At 43.6% G+C, this 20,063-nt stretch carries 19 protein-coding genes and 1 tRNA gene; 16 read left to right on the forward strand and 4 right to left on the reverse strand.

What is annotated here, in order from left to right; genetic code table 11:
- Nucleotides 1–47: 47 nt before the first annotated feature.
- The 6 genes from RUW00_RS15385 to tsaD all read left to right on the forward strand — a co-directional run bounded on the left by RUW00_RS15385 (nt 48) and on the right by tsaD (nt 3,945).
- Nucleotides 48–124: transfer RNA gene (locus RUW00_RS15385), tRNA-Asp, on the forward strand.
- A 182-nt stretch (nt 125–306) separates the two neighbouring features.
- A complete protein-coding gene (gene thiL, locus RUW00_RS15390; RefSeq protein ID WP_095273353.1) occupies nt 307–1,284 on the forward strand; it encodes a thiamine-phosphate kinase in 978 nt (325 codons plus the stop codon).
- Between the two features lie 15 nt (nt 1,285–1,299).
- On the forward strand, nt 1,300–1,776 hold the full coding sequence (tsaE, locus tag RUW00_RS15395) for a tRNA (adenosine(37)-N6)-threonylcarbamoyltransferase complex ATPase subunit type 1 TsaE (RefSeq protein ID WP_014417064.1): 477 nt from the start codon (nt 1,300–1,302) through the stop codon (nt 1,774–1,776).
- Nucleotides 1,757–2,446 carry a tRNA (adenosine(37)-N6)-threonylcarbamoyltransferase complex dimerization subunit type 1 TsaB gene (tsaB, locus tag RUW00_RS15400; RefSeq protein WP_007408854.1) on the forward strand — a complete coding sequence of 230 codons (690 nt, stop codon included), beginning with the start codon at nt 1,757–1,759 and terminating at the stop codon, nt 2,444–2,446. The genes tsaE and tsaB overlap by 20 nt, the downstream gene beginning before the upstream one ends.
- Nucleotides 2,447–2,456: 10 nt before the next feature.
- The gene (gene rimI / locus RUW00_RS15405) at nt 2,457–2,912 is read left to right on the forward strand and encodes a ribosomal protein S18-alanine N-acetyltransferase (RefSeq protein WP_003155993.1); all 456 of its coding nucleotides are present in this window, start codon (nt 2,457–2,459) and stop codon (nt 2,910–2,912) included.
- Nucleotides 2,905–3,945, forward strand: a complete 1,041-nt coding sequence (gene tsaD / locus RUW00_RS15410; RefSeq protein WP_020955419.1) for a tRNA (adenosine(37)-N6)-threonylcarbamoyltransferase complex transferase subunit TsaD — start codon at nt 2,905–2,907, stop codon at nt 3,943–3,945. Before rimI ends, tsaD begins: the two co-directional genes overlap by 8 nt.
- A gap of 224 nt (nt 3,946–4,169) precedes the next feature.
- Here tsaD and RUW00_RS15415 read toward each other — a convergent pair whose 3' ends face one another.
- Nucleotides 4,170–6,098: an ABC-F family ATP-binding cassette domain-containing protein gene (locus RUW00_RS15415; RefSeq protein ID WP_088056308.1), complete on the reverse strand. Its 1,929-nt coding sequence runs from the start codon at nt 6,096–6,098 to the stop codon at nt 4,170–4,172.
- A 139-nt stretch (nt 6,099–6,237) separates the two neighbouring features.
- Between RUW00_RS15415 and moaC the strand changes: the two genes are divergently transcribed.
- From moaC to tatC, 4 genes are read left to right on the forward strand one after another with little or no spacing between them, the layout of a single operon-like run.
- Entirely contained in the window at nt 6,238–6,750 is a 513-nt protein-coding gene (gene moaC, locus RUW00_RS15420; protein WP_003155986.1) for a cyclic pyranopterin monophosphate synthase MoaC, read from the forward strand.
- Nucleotides 6,747–7,394 (forward strand): redox-sensing transcriptional repressor Rex, encoded by a 648-nt coding sequence (locus tag RUW00_RS15425; RefSeq protein ID WP_003155984.1) that lies wholly within the window; start codon nt 6,747–6,749, stop codon nt 7,392–7,394. The genes moaC and RUW00_RS15425 overlap by 4 nt, the downstream gene beginning before the upstream one ends.
- An 18-nt stretch (nt 7,395–7,412) precedes the next feature.
- On the forward strand, nt 7,413–7,583 hold the full coding sequence (locus RUW00_RS15430; protein ID WP_003155981.1) for a twin-arginine translocase TatA/TatE family subunit: 171 nt from the start codon (nt 7,413–7,415) through the stop codon (nt 7,581–7,583).
- A gap of 6 nt (nt 7,584–7,589) precedes the next feature.
- The gene (gene tatC, locus RUW00_RS15435) at nt 7,590–8,348 is read left to right on the forward strand and encodes a twin-arginine translocase subunit TatC (protein WP_007609791.1); all 759 of its coding nucleotides are present in this window, start codon (nt 7,590–7,592) and stop codon (nt 8,346–8,348) included.
- Nucleotides 8,349–8,386: 38 nt separating this feature from the next.
- Here the strand turns inward: tatC and RUW00_RS15440 are convergent, their stop codons facing one another.
- Together RUW00_RS15440 and RUW00_RS15445 are read right to left on the reverse strand one after the other, a co-directional pair.
- Nucleotides 8,387–8,578, reverse strand: coding sequence for a YdiK family protein (locus RUW00_RS15440; RefSeq protein ID WP_280144897.1), 192 nt, complete (start codon nt 8,576–8,578; stop codon nt 8,387–8,389).
- Nucleotides 8,575–9,309, reverse strand: coding sequence for a CPBP family intramembrane glutamic endopeptidase (locus tag RUW00_RS15445; protein ID WP_280144898.1), 735 nt, complete (start codon nt 9,307–9,309; stop codon nt 8,575–8,577). Before RUW00_RS15445 ends, RUW00_RS15440 begins: the two co-directional genes overlap by 4 nt.
- 236 nt (nt 9,310–9,545) lie before the next feature.
- Between RUW00_RS15445 and groES the strand changes: the two genes are divergently transcribed.
- The 4 genes from groES (at nt 9,546) to RUW00_RS15465 (ending at nt 14,780) form a co-directional block, all read left to right on the forward strand.
- Nucleotides 9,546–9,830, forward strand: coding sequence for a co-chaperone GroES (gene groES, locus RUW00_RS15450; protein ID WP_003155970.1), 285 nt, complete (start codon nt 9,546–9,548; stop codon nt 9,828–9,830).
- Between the two features lie 41 nt (nt 9,831–9,871).
- Nucleotides 9,872–11,506: a chaperonin GroEL gene (groL, locus tag RUW00_RS15455; protein WP_003155941.1), complete on the forward strand. Its 1,635-nt coding sequence runs from the start codon at nt 9,872–9,874 to the stop codon at nt 11,504–11,506.
- Nucleotides 11,507–11,740: 234 nt separating this feature from the next.
- Nucleotides 11,741–14,317, forward strand: coding sequence for a hypothetical protein (locus RUW00_RS15460; protein WP_280144899.1), 2,577 nt, complete (start codon nt 11,741–11,743; stop codon nt 14,315–14,317).
- A gap of 19 nt (nt 14,318–14,336) precedes the next feature.
- Nucleotides 14,337–14,780, forward strand: a complete 444-nt coding sequence (locus tag RUW00_RS15465; RefSeq protein WP_280144900.1) for a hypothetical protein — start codon at nt 14,337–14,339, stop codon at nt 14,778–14,780.
- 89 nt (nt 14,781–14,869) lie between these two features.
- Here the strand turns inward: RUW00_RS15465 and RUW00_RS15470 are convergent, their stop codons facing one another.
- Nucleotides 14,870–17,347 carry a tetratricopeptide repeat protein gene (locus tag RUW00_RS15470; protein ID WP_280144901.1) on the reverse strand — a complete coding sequence of 826 codons (2,478 nt, stop codon included), beginning with the start codon at nt 17,345–17,347 and terminating at the stop codon, nt 14,870–14,872.
- Nucleotides 17,348–17,547: 200 nt separating this feature from the next.
- On the opposite strand from RUW00_RS15470, the gene gutB reads away from it, so the two are divergent.
- Together gutB and RUW00_RS15480 are read left to right on the forward strand one after the other, a co-directional pair.
- On the forward strand, nt 17,548–18,609 hold the full coding sequence (gene gutB, locus RUW00_RS15475) for a sorbitol dehydrogenase (RefSeq protein WP_280144902.1): 1,062 nt from the start codon (nt 17,548–17,550) through the stop codon (nt 18,607–18,609).
- A 73-nt stretch (nt 18,610–18,682) separates the two neighbouring features.
- Entirely contained in the window at nt 18,683–20,059 is a 1,377-nt protein-coding gene (locus RUW00_RS15480) for an MFS transporter (RefSeq protein ID WP_190664110.1), read from the forward strand.
- Nucleotides 20,060–20,063 lie beyond the last annotated feature (4 nt).

Consider the following 20,063-nt stretch of genomic DNA (forward strand, 5'->3'; position numbering starts at 1 on the left):
CCGAAGGTCGCAGGTTCAAATCCTGCCCCCGCAACCAAAAATTAAATGGTCCGGTAGTTCAGTTGGTTAGAATGCCTGCCTGTCACGCAGGAGGTCGCGGGTTCGAGTCCCGTCCGGACCGCCATTTTTATTGTAAACGAAACGATCATGTTTTCGTTTTTTTTGTGTTTTCTTTTAAATGCTGGCAGCTTGGTATCTAACCAAGCTTTCTTTTATATCGTTAAAGTCTTGGATATTGAAACATAATCCGATACACTAGAAAGAGCTGTATTTCACAAGAGCGTCAGAAAGGGAGACGGGAGATATATGGATGAGTTTGATTTGATTCACAGTATTACGCCGCATTCGCATTATCATCCTTCCGTCGATGTAGGGATCGGTGATGATGGTGCGGTTTATACAGCGTCACCCCATATGCAGCAAATTGTCTGCCTTGATACAATGGTGGAGAATGTCCATTTTAAATTAGAGTATTCCTCTCCTCATGATATCGGTTATAAGGCGCTTGCTGTTAACATTAGTGACGTGGCGGCGATGGGAGGCATTCCGAAGTTTTATTTGGTGTCTCTAGCGGTTCCTTCTTGCTGGCAGAAAGCTGACGTCCAGGCAATGTATGAAGGAATGGCGGAACTGGCGAAACTATATAAAATGGATTTGATCGGGGGAGATACCGTCTCCGCTTCCGGTCAAGCCGTAATTACCGTTACTGTCATCGGAGAAGTTGAGAAGGATCGCGCTTGTCTGCGAAGCTCGGCAAGACCCGGGGATGTTGTGTTTGTTACGGGGGATATCGGCTCGTCCGCAGCAGGACTGTCTCTTTTATTGGGAGAAACACTCCCTTCTGCTTTTCATACGAGTGATTATTTTATCCGAAAACATAAACGGCCCGTTCCGAGAGTTCAGGTCGGCCGCTTCTGCTCTCAGCTTCAGCGCGCGGCTTTGAATGATATCAGTGACGGATTGGCCAGTGAGCTGCATGAAATAGCTGCGGCAAGTTCAGTTACGATAGAAATTGAAGAACAACTTCTGCCGGTGCATCCGGATTTGCCTGAGGCAGATTCTGAGTGGAAGAAATGGGTGTTATTCGGCGGTGAAGATTTTGAATTGGTTGGAACGGTTTCTCAGCAAGAGTGGATTTCTTTGCTTGATTACTGCACTCAATCGGGCATTCCGATTGCGAAGATAGGGGCGGTGTCTGAACGGAAGGAAGCATGTGTTCTTTTGACAGCCAATGATCACAGACAAATCGTCCTTGAGAAAAAAGGATACAATCATTTTAAATAAGACGGGTGACTCACTTTGAAGACATTACAATGGAGAACGAAAAACCCCGAAGAAACGAAAGCCGTAGCCAAGCTTGCCGCTTCTTTGGCAAAGCCGGGAGACATTTTGACACTGGAAGGCGACTTAGGCGCGGGAAAAACGACTTTTACAAAGGGTTTTGCCGAAGGACTGGGAATCACGAGAGTGGTAAACAGCCCGACTTTTACAATTATAAAAGAATACCATGACGGTTCGCTTCCTCTATATCATATGGATGTGTATCGTATGGAGGATGAAAGCGAAGACTTAGGGCTTGAAGAATATTTTGAGGGACAAGGCGTCTGTTTAATTGAATGGGCTCATTTAATTCAGGATCAGCTGCCTGCTGAACGGCTGCAGATCGTCATCAAGAGAGCCGGTGATGAGGCAAGGGACATTACCTTTACGGCTTGCGGAACACGGTATGAAACGCTTTGTGAGGAGATAAATAAACATGACAATACTGGCAATTGATACGTCAAATTACACGCTGGGTGCCGCGCTCGTTCGTGACAAAACGGTGATGGCGGAGTATATTACATATTTAAAAAAGAATCATTCCGTGCGGGCCATGCCTGCTGTCAATTCATTGCTGAAGGATTGCGGCCTAACACCGCAGGATCTTACAAAAATAGCGGTGGCAAAAGGACCGGGATCGTATACAGGTGTCAGAATCGGTGTGACGCTGGCAAAAACATTGGCATGGTCGCTGAAGCTTCCGGTTTCCGCTGTCTCGAGCCTGGAGGTGCTGGCGGCTAACGGACGGCACTTTCAAGGACTGATCTGCCCGTTATTTGATGCCCGGCGCGGACAGGTATATACGGGACTTTATGAATATCAGGACGGCCGATTACAATCCGTTCTTCCTGATCAGAATGTCCTTTTGACTGACTGGCTCGGCATGCTGAAAGAAAAAGCGTCTCCGGTTTTATTTTTAGGGCATGATACAGCCATTCATGAAGAAACCATTCTGCATGAGCTGACATCTCAAGCAGTGATAGGAACGGCTGCACAGCATAATCCGCGGCCGTCAGAGCTGGCGTTTTTAGGCTTGGAAAAAGAAGAAGCGGATGTCCACAGCCTTGTTCCGGATTATTTGCGTCTGGCAGAGGCTGAAGCGAAATGGATGGAATCTCAAAAATAGGGTGATAGGGATGAAAACGAAAACGGCGATTCGAAGCATGCGGCCGGAAGATATTGATCAAATTTATGAAATTGAAACAGCATCCTTTACTTCTCCGTGGACGAAGGATTCATTTTATCATGAGCTTTTGGAAAATCCGTATGCCCACTACCTTGTCATTGAAAAGGACGGCTGTCTGGCGGGGTATTGCGGAATCTGGATTATTATAGATGACGCGCAGATTACGAACATAGCCATTAAGCCGGAATATCGGGGCCAATCATTGGGAGAAGCGCTGTTTCGCTCTGCGATAGAATTGTGCAGAGAAAAAAAGGCAAGAAGGCTCTCTCTCGAAGTCAGGGTCTCAAATCATCCCGCCCAATCCTTATATAAAAAATTCGGTCTTCAGGCCGGTGGAATCAGAAAACAATACTATACAGATAACGGGGAAGATGCGTTATTAATGTGGGTGACATTACATGAGTGAAAAACAAGATATTTATGTATTAGGAATCGAAACAAGCTGTGATGAAACAGCGGCCTCAGTCGTAAAAAACGGGAATGAAATTATTTCAAACGTTGTCGCTTCTCAAATAGAAAGCCATAAACGTTTCGGCGGGGTCGTGCCTGAAATAGCGTCCAGACATCATGTGGAGCAGATTACCCTTGTGATTGAGGAAGCTCTTTCAAAAGCGGAGATGGGCTTTGATGATCTTGATGCGATTGCCGTAACGGAAGGACCCGGACTTGTCGGAGCTCTGTTAATCGGAGTCAATGCGGCAAAGGCGTTAAGCTTTGCCCATCAAATACCGCTAGTCGGCGTCCATCACATTGCGGGTCATATTTATGCAAACAGGCTGATAGGAGAGCTTCAGTTCCCGGCGCTTGCTTTGGTTGTGTCAGGCGGACATACGGAATTGGTTTATATGAAAGAGCACGGTTCATTCGAGGTTATCGGTGAAACGCTGGATGATGCCGCAGGCGAAGCTTACGACAAAGTGGCAAGAACGATGGGGCTTCCTTATCCGGGAGGGCCGCAGATTGATAAGCTGGCTGCTGTGGGAACGGATTCCATTCCGCTTCCGCGTGCATGGCTGGAAGAAGGGTCTTACAATTTCAGCTTCAGCGGCCTAAAGTCAGCCGTGATTAACACGCTTCATAACGCCTCGCAAAAAAATGAGGTGATTCCTCCGGAGGATCTTGCCGCAAGCTTTCAGCAGAGTGTCATTGATGTACTGACGGCAAAAACCTCAAAGGCCGCGAAAGAATACGGGGTTAAACAAGTGCTGCTGGCAGGGGGCGTAGCCGCTAACAAAGGGCTGAGAGCCGCACTGCAGCAGGAATTCAGTCATTCGGGAGATCCCGAGCTTGTCATCCCGCCGCTTTCTTTATGCACGGACAATGCAGCGATGATTGCGGCTGCCGGAACCGTTGCTTTTGAAAAGGGGATCCGGGGTTCATATGATATGAACGGACAGCCCGGTTTGGAATTAACATCTTTTGATCGTCTCACGTTGTAAAACGTGAGGCTTTTTTTTTACTTATTAACAGATAATTCTAACATATCCACAGGATTGTGAATATATTCAGAAATCCAGGCTGGATAAGGGGCTGTAAGTTGTTAGTAAAGTGGATAAAGTCAGAAAATTTTGTGGATAGTGTGTATAAAACGCTTACTTACATGGCTGACAAGGAGGATAGCTGTGGATAAAAAAGCACCCCTTAAAGAGGTGCTTGACGTTTTCTATTCTTCTGAGGAGAGTTCCTCCCATTCTGCTAATAAGTTTTCGAGCTCTTGATTCAGAGCTTCATTCTCCGCGTGAATGGTCTGTACCTTTTCATGATCCTGATACACGTCAGGATCGCACAGCAGCTCCTCATTGGCGCTGATTTTCTCTTCGGCGGATGAGACGGCCGCTTCGATTTCTTCAATGCGTCTCAGGCGCTGCCGTTCTTTCTTCTTCCATTCTTTTTCTTCCTCGTAAGTTCTTTTCGTATCCTGTTTGACCTTGCCGGCAGGCTGAGCCTGCTCCTTTTCCTGCCGCTTCATTTCTTCCAGTTCCAGCTGCTGGGCTTTTTTCTCGGTGTAATAGTCATAGTCTCCCAAATATTCTTCTGCATGATCAGGTGACAGCTCCAGCACTCTTGTGGCGATTCTGTTAATAAAGTAACGGTCATGCGAGACAAATAACAGTGTTCCCGGGTAGTCGATCAGGGCGTTTTCCAGCACCTCTTTACTGTCCAGGTCAAGGTGGTTTGTCGGTTCATCTAGGATGAGAAAGTTTGCTTTTTGAAGCATCAGCTTGGCAAGCGCGACTCTTGCTTTCTCCCCGCCGCTTAACGAACGGACCGGTTTCAGGACATCGTCTCCGCTGAACAGAAAGTTGCCGAGGCATGTCCTGATCTCTTTTTCCGGCATGTCCGGATATTCATCCCACAGCTCGTCCAGCACGCGTTTGGACGAGGTCAGTTCAGCCTGCTCCTGATCATAATAGCCGATTGTGACGTTGGAACCGTACGTGATCGACCCGGATTCCGGACTGATTGTATTCATAATGGTTTTCAGCAAAGTTGATTTGCCGATTCCGTTCGGTCCGACGAGGGCGGCGCTTTCGCCTCTTGTAATGCCGAAGGTCAGGTTTTTCAAGAGCGGAGGCTGGCCGTCATAGCTGATGGAAACATCCTGTACGCGCAGGACGTCGTTTCCGCTCTGTTTTGTAATGTCAAAACGGAAGGCGGCTGATTTTTCATCCCCGAGCGGCTTTGCCATGACGTCCATCCGTTCAAGCTGTTTTCGTCTGCTTTGGGCTCTTTTCGTTGTAGAAGCTCTGGCCAGATTGCGGTCGACAAAATCTTGAAGCTTGGCGATTTCGTCCTGCTGTTTTTCATACAGCTTCAGGTCTTTCTCATACTGCTCAGCTTTTTGTTCTAAATAGGCGCTGTAGTTGCCGAGGTATTTTTTGCTTTCTGTCCGTGAGACCTCGTACACTTGGCTGACGACTTTATCAAGAAAGTATCTGTCGTGGGAAACGATCAGAATGGCGCCTGAATATCCCTGTAAATAATGCTCAAGCCATGTAAGCGTATCGATGTCGAGATGGTTCGTCGGTTCATCCAGAATAAGCAGATCAGGCTGGGTCAGCAGCAGTTTTCCGAGCGCAAGTCTTGTTTTCTGACCGCCGCTCAGGCTTTGCACTTTCACGGAATCGTCAAATTTTCCGAAGCCGAGGCCGTGAAGGATAGAGCGGACGTCCGCTTCATATTGATAGCCGCCTTTATCCTTGAAATCCTGCTGAAGCCTGTCATAGGTTTTCATCAGCGTCTCAAGCTCCGCCGGGGCGGCCGTGGCCATCTTTTCTTCAATAGAGCGCATTTCTTTTTCCATTGCTTTCAGGAAATCAAAAACGCTCAGCAGTTCTTCTTTTATGGTAAGCCGGGATTCCAAGCCTGTGTGCTGGGCAAGATATCCCATCGTTAATTCTTTCGGTTTGATTAATTCACCCTTTTCATATGAAAGGTGACCTGCGATAATTTTAAGGAGAGTTGATTTGCCGGCTCCGTTTCTGCCTACTATGGCGATGCGATCCCGAGATCTGACTTCAAGCTTTATATTGTTTAAAATAGGATCAGCGCCAAAAGATTTGGATAGCTGATTAATTTGTAAGATCATCATATTATTTCACCTCTGTTATAATAAGTTAAGTGTAGCTTATCAACCTGCTGTCAGCAAACAATACATCAGAATTGGAACATTATAGGATAAGACATCAGGGAGAAAATAGTGTATGATCAGAAGTAAGGAGAGTTTAAATATGAATGGATTTTCTCATTTTAATGAAGAAGGCCGTGCCCGCATGGTGGATATAAGCGATAAATCTTCAACAGTCCGTACTGCCGCTGCGATATCCAGCGTACACATGAAGCATGACGTGTACAGCAGAATCAAAAACCGCGAGATCGGAAAAGGAGACGTGCTGGCTGTCGCACAGGTGGCAGGAATTATGGCCGCAAAGCAGACGTCAGCGATTATCCCGATGTGCCACCCGCTTTCTTTAAGCAGCGTCGACATTTCATTCGGCTGGGAGGAAAAGGATTCCGAAGCCGTTCTTCATATACAGGCAAGCGTAAAAACGAAAGGGAGTACAGGTGTGGAAATGGAAGCGCTAACTTCCGCTTCAGTCTGCGCTTTGACCGTTTATGACATGTGCAAGGCGCTGGATAAAGGAATGGTCATCGGCCCGACCTGCCTCATGGAAAAGACAGGAGGCAAAAACGGTGATTTTAAAAGAGATGCATCTGAGTATAAAGTGGAGGACCAATCATGAACAAGGATCAATCAAAAATTCCACAGGCGACGGCAAAACGGCTGCCGCTTTATTATCGCTTTTTAAAGAATTTACACGCGTCAGGAAAGCAGCGCGTTTCATCAGCTGAACTGAGCGACGCGGTAAAAGTCGATTCGGCCACGATCCGCCGGGATTTTTCCTATTTCGGGGCGCTCGGCAAAAAAGGATACGGCTATAATGTGGATTACCTGCTGTCATTTTTCAGAAAAACACTGGATCAGGATGAAACGACGAATGTCATTTTGATCGGTGTCGGGAATTTAGGGACGGCGTTTCTTCACTATAATTTCACAAAAAATAATAACACCAAAATATCTATGGCTTTTGATGTGAATCAGAGTAAAATAGGAACTGAGGTAGGCGGTGTGCCTGTCTTTGATCTTAATGATTTAGAGCTTCACATTAAGGATGAACCCGTGGCGATTCTTACCGTTCCGGCGGTTGCCGCGCAGTCAATCACCGACCGGCTCGTGTCGCTCGGAATCAAGGGAATCCTTAACTTTACGCCGGCCCGTTTGAATGTGCCGGATCACATTCGAATTCATCATATAGATTTAGCTGTAGAGCTTCAATCATTGGTTTATTTCTTAAAGCATTATTCTGTTTTGGAAGAAATTGAATAGCGAAAGGAGGAGCTGCACATGATCGGTCCTGGAAGCCTGGCGGTTATCGGTGTGGTGGCGGTGATTATTTTCGGTCCGAAGAAGCTTCCCGAATTAGGAAAAGCGGCGGGAGACACGCTTCGTGAATTTAAGAACGCTACTAAGGGATTAGCCGGTGAAGAAGAGGAAAAAAAGAAAGAAGAACAGTAAGATAGGATGACGCGTATGAGAGTGAATCAAATGACGCTTGTGGAGCATATTGCCGAACTTCGGAAACGATTGCTGATTGTGGCGTTATCCTTTACGGTTTTCTTTATTGCAGGCTTTTTTCTGGCAAAACCTATCATTGTGTATCTTCAAAAAGCCGATGAAGTAAAAGAGCTCACCCTTAATGCTTTTAACCTGACGGATCCGCTGTTTATCTTTTTGCAGTTCGCGTTTATCATCGGCATCATTTTGACTTCGCCGATTATTCTCTATCAGATTTGGGCGTTTGTCAGCCCGGGTCTGTATGAGAAGGAGCGCAAAGTAACACTCAGCTATATTCCGATTTCGATCGTGCTGTTTGTCGGCGGTGTGTCGTTTTCTTATTATATTTTATTTCCGCTGGTCGTTGATTTTATGAAGCGGGTCTCGAATGACCTGGATGTCAACCAGGTGATCGGGATTACCGAGTACTTTCATTTTCTGCTGCAGCTGACGATTCCGTTCGGGCTGCTGTTTCAGATGCCGGTGCTGATCATGTTTTTAACGAGACTCGGTGTTATCACGCCGAGGTTTTTATCAAAGATCAGGAAGTACGCGTATTTTGTGCTGCTTGTGATCGCCGCGATGATTGCGCCGCCTGAGCTGCTGTCTCACTTGATGATTACCATTCCGCTTTGCATTTTATACGAGATCAGCATTCTGATCTCAAAAGCGGCGTACCGGAAAAGGCAGACCGGCAGTGAATCTGATCAGGACGTATCAGCATAAAAAAAGCCATTTCTCAATGAAGAGAAATGGCTTTTCTTTTATTTTTGATTTCTTTTCACTTTAAATGAGAAAGCGAACATTTTAAACGAAATGCTGATATTATAAGCGGCGAAAACCATCAGCAGTATGGAATAAAAAGACCACATGCTTCCCGGAGAGCTTGCGGCCAAATACGTAAAGATACAGCCGACTGCGAAATAAATCAAGCCCCAAGTCATTGGGTTCCTCATACAAACAATCCTCCAATAATTAATTGCATTTGCTCACTATGCTGTTCAATATATTTTTGGGCGGGGCCGAGCTGCATGACCACGACAATGGTATTCATCATGACATGGGCGAATATCGGCACAATAATCCGTTTCGTCTGCACATATAAGAACGCAAAGGTAAAGCCCATGGCCGAATACAGCAGCAGGTGCGTGAGGTCTTGATGCACAATGCCGAAAATGACGGAACTGATCAGTCCGGCGATAAAGAAATTCGTTTTTTCATATAATACCCCGAAGATGATCTTCCGGAAAATGATTTCTTCAAGAATCGGCCCGACGATAGAAGAAACGATAATCATGAGCGGCATGGCTTTAATAATGTTGAGAATGGCTTTCGTGTTTTCGGAACCGCTGTCCACGTGAAAGACATACTGCTCAATCATCCCGGCGATTCCCTGAGAAAATAAAGCGAGCCATATTCCCGCGACCGCCCAGAGAACGGACATGCCGGCGGATGCTTTCTTCCCATTTCTTAATGTCTGCTTCGGCGCGGTTCTCAAAATCAAGAGAACGATAATCAGGCAGATAAAAAAGCTTACGACGGAATAAATCCCCTGAGCCATGGTGAGATTCGCATTCGTAGGGTGCCCGCCCGCATAGCCGAATTTGTACATTAAAGGAATGCCGACCAATACGGAAAGCTGCATGATAACATATGTCAAAATGATATACCAATACTGTTTTCTCAAATGATATGTACTCCTTTATCCTATAAAATCAACTTATTTGTTCTTATTGTAACACAAGTGAACTTTACGTGAAAAAAGGAGAAAATCAGTGTGAGAGAGAATCATGTAAGCGTGAAAATTTTTTATTCTTATGACTTGAAATTGGAAGTGAGATTCTTTATTATAATAACTGTGTTAGCACTCTTTAGAGCTGAGTGCTAAAATTACATATTCATACTATTGAGGAGGTTATTACATTGTTAAAGCCATTAGGTGATCGCGTTGTCATTGAACTCGTAGAATCTGAAGAAAAAACTGCCAGCGGAATCGTATTACCGGATTCTGCAAAAGAAAAGCCGCAAGAAGGCAAAATCGTGGCAGCCGGTTCAGGTCGCGTGTTGGAAAGCGGAGAGCGCGTTGCTTTAGAAGTAAAAGAGGGCGACCGCATTATCTTCTCAAAATACGCCGGTACTGAAGTGAAATACGAAGGTACTGAATACTTAATCTTACGTGAAAGCGACATTTTAGCTGTTATCGGCTAAGCAAATAAATATTTTTAAAAATTCGAGGAGGTTTCGTTAACATGGCAAAAGATATTAAGTTTAGTGAAGAAGCACGCCGCGCTATGCTTCGCGGTGTCGATGCGCTTGCTGACGCTGTAAAAGTAACTTTAGGGCCAAAAGGACGCAACGTGGTTCTGGAGAAAAAATTCGGTTCTCCGTTAATTACAAATGACGGTGTGACAATCGCAAAAGAAATTGAACTTGAAGATGCGTTTGAAAATATGGGTGCGAAGCTTGTAGCTGAAGTAGCCAGCAAAACAAACGACGTTGCCGGTGACGGTACGACGACTGCGACTGTACTTGCGCAGGCTATGATCCGCGAAGGCCTTAAAAACGTAACTGCGGGGGCTAACCCTGTCGGCGTGCGTAAAGGTATGGAACAAGCTGTAACCGTTGCAATCGAAAACTTAAAAGAAATTTCTAAGCCGATCGAAGGCAAAGAGTCTATCGCTCAGGTTGCTGCGATCTCTGCTGCTGATGAGGAAGTCGGAAGCCTTATCGCTGAAGCAATGGAGCGCGTAGGAAACGACGGCGTTATCACAATCGAAGAGTCTAAAGGTTTCACAACTGAGCTTGAAGTTGTTGAAGGTATGCAATTCGACCGCGGATATGCGTCTCCTTACATGGTGACTGACTCTGATAAGATGGAAGCGGTTCTTGATAATCCTTACATCTTAATCACAGACAAAAAAATCACAAACATTCAAGAAATCCTTCCTGTGCTTGAGCAAGTTGTACAGCAAGGCAAACCATTGCTTCTGATCGCTGAAGATGTTGAAGGGGAAGCTCTTGCTACACTCGTTGTCAACAAACTTCGCGGCACATTCAACGCTGTTGCCGTTAAAGCTCCTGGCTTCGGTGACCGCCGTAAAGCAATGCTCGAAGACATCTCTGTTCTTACAGGCGGAGAAGTAATCACAGAAGACTTAGGCCTTGACCTGAAATCTACTGAAATCGGACAATTGGGACGCGCTTCTAAAGTTGTGGTAACGAAAGAAAACACAACAATCGTAGAAGGCGCCGGCGACACTGAAAAAATCGCTGCACGTGTCAACCAAATCCGCGCTCAAGTGGAAGAAACAACTTCTGAATTCGACAGAGAAAAATTACAAGAGCGTCTTGCGAAACTTGCCGGCGGCGTAGCTGTCATCAAAGTCGGCGCTGCGACTGAAACTGAGCTGAAAGAGCGTAAACTTCGCATCGAAGACGCCCTCAACTCAACTCGCGCAGCTGTTGAAGAAGGCATCGTATCCGGCGGTGGTACAGCGCTAGTCAACGTATACAACAAAGTCGCTGCAGTGGAAGCTGAAGGCGATGCGCAAACAGGTATCAACATCGTGCTTCGCGCGCTTGAAGAGCCGATCCGTCAAATCGCACACAATGCGGGTCTTGAAGGATCTGTCATCGTTGAGCGCCTGAAAAACGAAAAAATCGGCGTAGGCTTCAACGCAGCAACCGGCGAATGGGTAAACATGATCGAAAAAGGTATCGTTGACCCGACAAAAGTTACACGTTCAGCCCTGCAAAACGCAGCTTCTGTAGCAGCAATGCTCTTAACAACTGAAGCCGTTGTCGCTGACAAACCGGAAGAAAACGCCGGCGGCGCAGGAATGCCTGACATGGGCGGCATGGGCGGTATGGGCGGCATGATGTAAACATAAGATTAAAATTGACATTTTGAGTGTATCATACTGGTTCCTTTTTGATGAACAGGGATCAATTAATACAGTCTCTATAAAAAAGAGACCACTTCCTAAAATAGGAAGTGGTCTCTTTTTTTAAAAAATTTGTAATACAGATTAATACTAAAAAACAAAAAAGTGTAAAAAAACGAAACATTTTATAGTATTATCAAATAAAGTATAAAAATTGTAAAAGGGTGAACTTTAGTGTCTTTAAATTCAGAATACCAAGATGTAAATCTAGCTGATAAGAGATTTTGGAGAGAATTGGGGGTTTCTATTGATTCAATAATGGAGTTTGAGCCACTCATTATCAATTCTCAATTGCAAAATACTTTAAATAAACAAAAAAAAGATGTTATTGCTGATTTATGCATCTTATACAATATAAGAGTGGACGAAAGAAAAGAGAATAATATTACTTCTTTATTGAATATAGACTTAGACAAAAAAAGAGAGATACTTATTCTTCAAGATTTTAAAAATAGAAGAAGAAGTGCAATAAACAAGTATTATAAATACAAATTTGAGAGTGAAACTGAACAATTTAATTCTTCAACTTTAGTTAAGTTAAAGCATCTAATTGATAATTCCTTGCAGACAATGATTGATATTTATACTCTCTACTCGTGGGATATAAAGAATACAGGTGACTTATATACCTTTGAAAAGAAAATATCAAAAAAAGAAGCTTTAAAGATACCGAATGAATATAAAGAGACCTTAGTAGATGCATTGTTTGCAGGAGTGGACAGAAAGTACAAAGTTTTTTCTTATTTGAATATAAATTCGAAGATTATTGTTATACTGTATAAACAAATCAATGATGCTACTCGTCCCGACTTTGACAAAGCACTAAGAAATAAGGAAGTAGTTCCACTGCTATTCTGTATCGATGTTGATGAGAAAACCATAGAGATAAAGGGAGCTTCTGAAAAGGAAAAAGGAAGACTTATAAAGTACTTTAAAGAAAATTTTAATGGATGCCATCCTACATTAGTAAAGACGGAGATTTTTAATGATTATTCACCGGAAGATGTAATTATAGCTTTTACTAAAGGCATTTCACCCAATAAAGCTGAACTTAATGATTTTATAGTAAATAAAATAACTTTTAGAGAAAGTCCTATTAGTAACTCGCCAAAAGTAACTTTGGAGTTGGAGAATCAGGATATTTGGCCATCAGTTATTTATGCACATATAAATAATTGTATAAATCTAAAAAGCCTTAAGGATATAGAAAGCCTAACAATAAAATCTAAAGGGAAAAGTAGGAGCATCCGATCAATTATTTTGGAGAGCGGCAATGTTTTATTTACAATGAACGATAGTAGGTTAGATGAAGAAACTAAACAAAATATCGTGAAGAATTTCAATCTTAAGTTTGGAATACCACTTAATCAAGAAATTATAAATTCAAAATTTGAAGCAGGCAAAGCAGACAAAGTGGATTATATAATGGGAATAAAAAAGGAAGATAATTTAGATTCAGATGCTTTGGAAGTTCTTCAAGAACTCAAAGAAAATTCAATAATTGATCCTATAGTTAAGAGAAATTTTTATTGTTCAATATGTAATTTGGAGCGTGAAATTACGGAAGAGATAGATTTGAATAATGGATGTCCAGAATGTGAAAACCCAGATTTGAAAATAAAGAATATAAATGAGTATAGCTTAAATTTACAGTCAATTAAAGCATTTATTAGAAAATCTTTGAAGAAATTAGATAGTTGGGATATATCTAAAGGTGAATCAAATTTAGTTCTAGGTGAGAATGAACTTTATAGCTTTTTCAACCTAAAACATAAAGAACAAGATGAAACATTGCAGGTATTAATTACTGATCAGAGTATACCCCTTTCAATTATAAATAGATTAAAAACGATGATGACACCAACAATTATAATTTTAATTGGTCAATTAGAAAAATTTTCTCATTCTTATAATAGTGATTGCCTACACTCTATTACATTTGGTAATATATATGTAAGGGAGGAACAAATGTTCCCATCCTTATACTCTAAAGTAATATCAAATTTAAAGCAAAGATTTAAATCTTACGTCCATAATGCAGCTAGTATTGCAGCAACCTCTTTGAGTTCAATTGTTGAAAGTCCATCTCTAATTAGTTCTAAGAAATATACTAATAAAAAATTTGAAGATGACATTTATGCAATTCTTAAAGATTTGTTTCCAAACTCTATAAAGTGGGGAAAGGAGGCTAGTGGAAAAGCTCTTCCTGAAGGAATTTTTGCAATTACCCATTTTCAACGTGGTGCAACAGAAAACGAAATCAAACGTGTTTTTTCTTATGACTGTAAGTTAAATGAGGACAATAAAGGCTACAATTTAACAAAAAGTGAACAGAGAAAAGCTACAGAATATGTAAATAAATTAAATGATAATGATATTATTAAAAATTTTAGCGATAAGAAAGAGCTGACGGGTCATATTTTTATTTCTAATAAGTTTAAAGAGGCACAATTTACAACTATGCAAGAGCATTTCTATGAGAATTTGGGAGAAAACTCAAATGCTAGGCCTGTATTTATTACTTTGGATGTATTATTGAAAATCCATAAACTGTATAGAGATAACTATGTTCATCTATCAAATTCTAGAAATATCTTCAGTAAGTACCTTATTCAGATGTTTTCACAAGAAGTGATAACCCCTGAAATCGTAGATAAAGTTTTTAAGAAAATATTAAATAGAAATGTTCGAGAGTATGATCAATTAGATACTGATGCTGTAAATGAATTTATGGATGAAGATTTAATCTAGAAAGGTGAATTGACATACAATGAAACAGTTATCAGTTAGTAAAAATGCATTCGATGCATATATCAATTACTTTAAAAGGAATATTGATATGAAAATATCTTCACTTTATAATGAGGATTTTGTATTTACTACTAATGATAAATATTTGAGTTTTACTTTTCTTGATAAAGTTGCTTTGGTAACAGTCAATAATAATGAAATTATTGAAGAAATAACTCTTTTAAGTTACGAGTATTTTATTACCGATAACTTTATAAAAGAAATAATGAATTTAACATGTCTTCCTCCAAGATTAAAGAGATATAAAAAAATGGGTACTTTAAGATTTAAACAAGAACTTATAGAAAATTTCCAACTGGGGAATTTTTGTTCTGAGGGAGAAAACAAAATATTGTGGACTGCTTATAATATAAGATTTCAGTTAAATAATGATTCAATGAGACTTGAAAATTTAAAACTATAATAACTTGTAATATAACAACGAAACCCGATATGAGTTTCGTTGTTATATTTTATGAATCTATGAATTATTTTGGTGGATCTAGCGAATCTTCAAATCAACGTATTTAATCCTTCCACCTCACCCCGAATCCCAATCCCAGGCTCCCACGAATCAATCAGACGAATGGCTTTCTGATTCGATTCCATCGCTTTCGTTTTCTCTCCTTTACGATACAACAGCTGTGCCATTCCGTAATAATAGTAGATCAGTTCAACTTGATTGGCGTTGTGTTTGTCATAGAGCATTTGTTCAAAGGCTTTTTCCGCTTTTTCGAGTTGATCATACTTTACGTAAGCCATGCCCAGGTTGAAATAGGCTTCTATTGTTTTTTCGCCGCCGTATGCGGCGCTGGTTGTGTTTGCCGCTTCGTATAATGTGATGGCTTCTTCGTAGTGAGAGCGGGCGAAACTCAGGTCGCCGCGGACCAGAAGAACCCTGTGCCGGATAATGGGCGAGACGGGCTGATCTTTGATGCCGTCCAGCATTGCTGCCGCTTTTTTCGGTTCTCCGATTTTTAACAGCAGCCTCGATAGCAGGGCGGTTCCCCATACTTTCAAGTCGTCGTGATCCGGCGCGCCTGATTGTTCGAGTATCTTCAGGCCGGCTTCTATTTGCCTGAGAGCTCCGTCTGAATCGTTGACTTCCATCAGCGCCCAGCCTGCCGTGTCGATCCGAAAGTAAGCTTCCCGCGTGTGTTCGCCTGATTGACGGGAGGCATCGGCGGCTTTTAATCCGTATTCGATTCGCAGGGGCAGGTTGATTCTGCTTAGAAAGTGGCTGATGCGGATGATGAGTTTGATCAGGATGTCATGTTGTCCGGTTTCGCTCGACCATTCGATGACCTTTAGGATGTTCGGCCATTCCTTTTTCATTTGCTCTAAATTCCGTCCCAGCAAGTAGCTCCAATAGACAGAATTGGGCTGTTCCCGCTTTATATGGGTTTCCGCATAATCAATATAATAATGCGCCCAGCGGCTGCGGGCTTCTTTTTCAAATTCGTGATTTTCGGATAAGTGCTGTTCTCCGTAAGCGACAACGGTTTGATGGGCAGCGTATTGAATTCTTCCTTCGCCTCGTTCCGGCTGTATTAAAGCATATGACCGCATTTGCTCAATCGCGTAATGAAACCGCCGGACGTCTAATCCGGCCGCTTGAGCCAAGCTTTTTTCATCAGGGGGCTTAGCGAAAAAGCAAAGCGTCTGCCACAGTTTTCGTGTGTCTTCATGACATCTGTCCCATGTGCGGCCAAAGAGAATCTCAAACAATTCCAATAGTGAATAGCCTGCCTGTTTAAGCTCTTGAATGAGCTGGGGAGCGGGGATGTCGTCGTCTGACATGTAAGCGATGCTGAGTGCCATCGCCTTCGGATTGCCGGCGGCTGCCGAGATGAATTCATTCTTAAGGTCAGGCGATAGCTGCAATAGCTGCTCCAGCTTTTCCCGTTTATGCGGGAGGTTGCATGTTTGCAGACAGCGGTGCACTTCTTGATGGAAAAATTCAAGGGCATCCGTTTGTTCAAGGCCGCTCAGCTGGATGGCCGCCAGTTCCCCGAGGCCGTCCCGGTATGTCTGTTTTACGTTTTCCCGTGCCGTAAGGAGGACTTTTACGCCTTGCGGAAGGCCGATGATAAATTCGTGAATGTCACGTTCCGCTGTATCAATGCTGTCAACGATCAGCAATACTGGTTTTTCGTTTGAATGAGCGGCTAATGCATTGCGGACGACGAACCGTTTTTCGTTGATTGATTTGTCGATTTGTTCTGTGCGTCCGAGCTGATAGGCGATCGTGTTTAAAAAATCGCTGAAGCTCAATCCTTTCCAATCCGCACTGATCCAGATGATGCTGTTGAATGCCGGCCAATCTGGTGAACTGCCGGCACAAAGGTAGGCTGCTTCAAGAGCGATTGTTGTTTTTCCCATGCCGGCCCAGCCCGTGATTAAACAGACCGGTGACGGAGACAGCATCCATTGCCGGATTGCTTCCATATCAAAGCCGCGTCCGATAAAGTTCCCGGTCCGGCGTGACGGTAAGTTATGCGTAACGGACTTTCTTGTAAGCGCATTCGTTTCGTGGCTTGGTCTATCATGAAACAGCCGCTTTACTGCTTTTTCAATATCTTCATCACTCGGCGCTCCGAATGATCCGTCTTTCCGGAGTATTTTTGCTTTTTTTAGACAAGACGCCGTCCAAACGGGCAATGCGGGTTTGATGACGGGAATGGTGGTGGTTTCCAGAAGGCCGGTCAGCCATTCAGGATCCATGTCAGTCTTTTCTATAATGATCCAGATCATTCCGAACAGCTTTCCGTCGTCAATTCGTCCGGGAATGTAGTTTGCGCCCATCTGTCCGATCCAGCTTTTGATCGTGTTAGAGGAAACGCCTATTCGGAGTGCGATTTGATCTATAAAAGACTGTCCGGCTTTTACATTCTTTGTCCTTTTGATTTTGTAATCAGGATGATGTTTCAGCGATTTGACGGCAGGTGCCAGCAGTTCTGCAAATTGTGTCCGGTTTTCAAGTTCAGCCATTAGCCTGCACCTCCTATTAGTACTATTTTATCAATTCAGTGTTTTTTGTATATGAAAAAATAAAAAGTACAGTGCGGCTGTCCTTTTATACAGCAGGAAAGGCTGTTGTACGTCTTGAAAAGCAGATAAAATAGGGGCAGTAATAGAGAAAACAAAAATGTATGCACTTACATTTCAAAGCAGAGAAAGGATTTTGCCAAATGACTCACACAGTGCCTCAAAATATGAAAGCGGCGGTTATGCACAACACGAGAGAAATCAAAATCGAAACATTGCCCGTGCCTGAGATCAATCATGATGAAGTGTTGATTAAGGTGATGGCTGTCGGAATTTGCGGATCTGATCTGCATTACTATACAAATGGCAGAATAGGCAATTATGTAGTGGAAAAACCATTTATCCTCGGTCATGAATGCGCGGGAGAAATTGCCGCTGTCGGATCGTCTGTCGATCAATTCAAGGTGGGAGACCGTGTCGCCGTCGAACCCGGTGTCACATGCGGACACTGTGAGGCGTGTAAGGAGGGGCGTTATAATCTTTGCCCGGATGTACAGTTTTTGGCGACACCGCCGGTTGACGGCGCGTTTGTCCAATATATCAAAATGCGTCAGGACTTTGTTTTCTCGATTCCGGATTCACTATCCTATGAAGATGCGGCTTTGATCGAACCGTTTTCTGTCGGCATTCATGCGGCCGCGAGAACAAAGCTTCAGCCCGGTTCAACGGTTGCGATCATGGGAATGGGCCCTGTGGGGCTGATGGCCGTTGCGGCAGCGAAAGCATACGGGGCAGGCACAATTATTGTGACCGACTTGGAGCCGCTGCGGTTAGAAGCTGCGAAAAAAATGGGAGCGACGCATGTCATCAATGTCCGGGAACAGGATGCCGGTGAAGAAATCAAAACGATCACGAATGGCAGAGGCGTTGATGCTGCTTGGGAAACAGCGGGGAATCCGGCGGCATTGCAATCCGCACTGGCTTCCGTGCGCCGGGGCGGAAAACTGGCGATTGTCGGTTTGCCTTCTCAGAACGAGATTCCGCTCAATGTGCCATTTATTGCAGATAACGAGATTGATATATACGGAATCTTCCGTTATGCGAATACGTATCCGAAGGGAATTGAATTTCTCGCTTCCGGCATAGTGGACACGAAGCACCTTATAACGGACCAATATCCGCTGGAGAAGACGGAAGAGGCGATGGAACGGGCCTTTCAATACAAAAATGAATGCTTAAAAGTGATGGTGTATCCAAATCGCTGAGTGAACGGGGAGGATCTTTGCATTCTCCCTCTTGCTTATCAAAAATGAAAACGGATTCTTGGGGTGGGAAATGATGATTGAAACAGAAAAAGCAGCGGCAGTAAAGACGAAACATCGCGGCCTGTCCTGGATGGAACGGATCGGCTACGGATTCGGCGATATGTCGTACAATATTATCTTTCAGTTTGTAAACGCATACTTATTATTCTACTATACAGACGTCGGCGGCATTAAGCCTGCGGTCATCGCAGCTTTGTTTCTTATCGTAAGGGTGCTGGACGCTATTTTTGACCCGATTATGGGCGTGATTTTAGACAAGACGAATACAAGGTGGGGAAAGGCAAGGCCGTATCTTTTGTGGGTGGCGTTTCCTTTTGCGCTATTTACGTTCTTATGCTTCACGACCCCTCATTTCGGCGAGACGGGGAACATGGTTTATGCGTACATCACTTATATTCTGCTCGGGATGTCCTTCAGCATGCAGACGATTCCGGTCAACAGCTTAACGGGACGGATGACGAATTCCGTGGAGGAACGGACGGTTCTGACGACGACCCGGATGATTTTGGTTTATATCGGCATTCTGTTATCGATTTCCTGTGCGACACCGCTTGCGGACGCCATTGGCGGGAAAGATCAGGCGTTTGGATTCCAGATGACGGCGCTTATCTATGCGGCGGTGAGCATCGCGTTGAATCTGTTCAGTTTCTTTACTGTGCGGGAACGGATTCAGCCTGAAAAAAGAAAAAAACAAGGAATGAAAAAGACGTTGTCTGTTTTGTTCCGAAACAAGCCTTTGCTCATTTTGGTTTCTGCATTTTTGGCGTTTGCGATTGGGTTTAACATTAAGCTCAGCACGATGGTGTACTATTTTACGTATAACGTCAGCCATAAGGAATTTGTGTTTTTAGGAACCGTGTTGTTTTTCGGGGCAGCGCTGATCAGCAATCTGTTTATTCCTTTCTTTTCTGAGAAGCGGGGCCGGAAGCAGGTTATGATCATCACGGCGGCGCTATCGCTGATTTCTTATGCGGGCCTTCAGTTTACATCGTATTCTTCGCTGCCGCTTATTTTCTTTTGGCTTTTCGTTTCGGGATTTTTTACGACGCCTTTAAATACGCTTGCTTGGGGAATGGTTGCCGATTGTGTCGATTATGCGGAATGGAAAACCGGAGTCCGGGCTGATGGCGTGGTGATTTCGAGCATGAGTTTCATCAATAAGCTCGGAGTTGCGCTAGCCGGGTCATTTTCGGCCGTTTATCTCGGAATCGCCGGATATGCCGCGAATACCGATCAGACGGCCTCGTCATTGAATGCGATTAAAAATATGAATGCGCTCATTCCGGGATTGTTCATTCTGCTGTCTATTATTCTTATTTCTTTTTATCCTTTAACTGAAAAAAAATATCAGCAGGTGATGTCTGATCTGGAGCAAAGAGCTGCAAGATGAGTAT

The organism is Bacillus sp. IS1 (genome assembly GCF_032461585.1).
Taxonomy (GTDB): domain Bacteria; phylum Bacillota; class Bacilli; order Bacillales; family Bacillaceae; genus Bacillus; species Bacillus velezensis.